This is a genomic window from Klenkia sesuvii (genome assembly GCF_037083825.1).
Lineage (GTDB): Bacteria > Actinomycetota > Actinomycetes > Mycobacteriales > Geodermatophilaceae > Klenkia > Klenkia sesuvii.
Map to the genome: position 1 here is coordinate 1 of NZ_JBAPLU010000051.1, position 1,375 is coordinate 1,375.

At 71.6% G+C, this 1,375-nt stretch carries 1 protein-coding gene; it reads left to right on the plus strand.

Going from position 1 to position 1,375, the window contains the following annotated elements; translation table 11 throughout:
- Positions 1 to 120: 120 nt before the first annotated feature.
- Positions 121 to 1,375, plus strand: a 1,255-nt coding sequence (locus TEK04_RS21155; RefSeq protein WP_336406349.1) for an IS1380 family transposase, incomplete at its 3' end; no start/stop codon positions are given.

Sequence of the window (1,375 nt, forward strand, 5' to 3'; positions counted from 1 at the left end):
CCCGGGGCTTTCACGCCGGTCCGTGATCGTTCCGCTCCGGACGTAGGAAAGGTGCTCCTGACCTGCGAGGATCGAGATTGTCTAGGTCTTGATCAACGCAGGAACCGGAGCACCTTTCTGGTGAAGAAGACTACTGGGCCGTACCCGGTCCTCACAGTGGATGGCGGCGGGTCCAGCGTCGTACCGAACGCCGGGGCGACGCTGCTGCTGCGCACCGCGCAGGCTGTCGGTCTGCCGGCCGGGCTGTCGCAGGCGCTGGCGCCGTGGCGGCGGCCGCTGGCGGTCCACGACCCGGCCAAGATCGTGCTGGACCTGGCGGTCAGCCTGGCGATCGGTGGGGACTGCCTGGCCGACATCGCTCAGCTGCGCGCGGCACCGGAGGTGTTCGGGCGTGTGGCGTCGGACCCGACGGTCTCGCGCTGCATCGACGCCCTCGCCGCCGACGCATCCGCGGCGCTGACCGCGATCAACACAGCCCGGGCCGCGGCTCGCGCCCAGGCGTGGGCGCTGGCCGGGGAGAACGCCCCCGATCACGCCGCGGACTCCTCGGCGCCGGTGGTGATCGACGTCGACGCCACCTTGGTGTCGGCGCACAGCGAGAAGGAAGCCGCGGCGCCGACGTTCAAGCGCGGGTTCGGTTTCCACCCGCTGTGGGCGTTCGTCGACCACGGCCAGGCCGGAACCGGGGAGCCGTTGGCCTTCGTGCTCCGCCGCGGCAACGCCGGCTCCAACACCGTGGTCGACCACAAGAAGGTCATCACCGCAGCGCTGGCGCAGCTGCCCGGCGGACCCACCCGCGGCAAGCGCGTGCTGGTGCGCATCGACGGGGCCGGCGGCACCCACGAGCTACTGGCCTGGCTGACCCGCCGCCGGCTGTCCTACTCCGTCGGCTTCACCCTCCCCGGCGACCTGACCAGCATCCAGGCCAAGCTCGCCGCGATCCCCGACGATGTGTGGGAGCCGGCCTACGACGCCGAGGGCCAGCTCCGTGCCGGGGCCTGGGTCGCCGAGGTCACCGACCTGTTCAACCTGTCCTCGTGGCCGGCCGGGATGCGGGTGATCGTGCGCAAAGAACGCCCGCACCCTGGCGCGCAGCTGCGCATCACCGACCTCGACGGGCTGCGGATCACCGCGTTCGCCACCAATACCAGGAAAGGGCAACTGGCCGACCTGGAGCTGCGGCACCGCCGCCGGGCCCGGGCCGAGGACCGGATCCGCTGCGCCAAGGACACCGGGCTGACCAACCTGCCATTGCACGACTTCGCCCAGAACCAGATCTGGTGCGCGATCGTGGCGCTGGCCTGCGACCTCACCGCCTGGATGCAGACCCTCGCCCTCACCGGACACCCCGGCCACGAACAGGCCCGACGCTGGG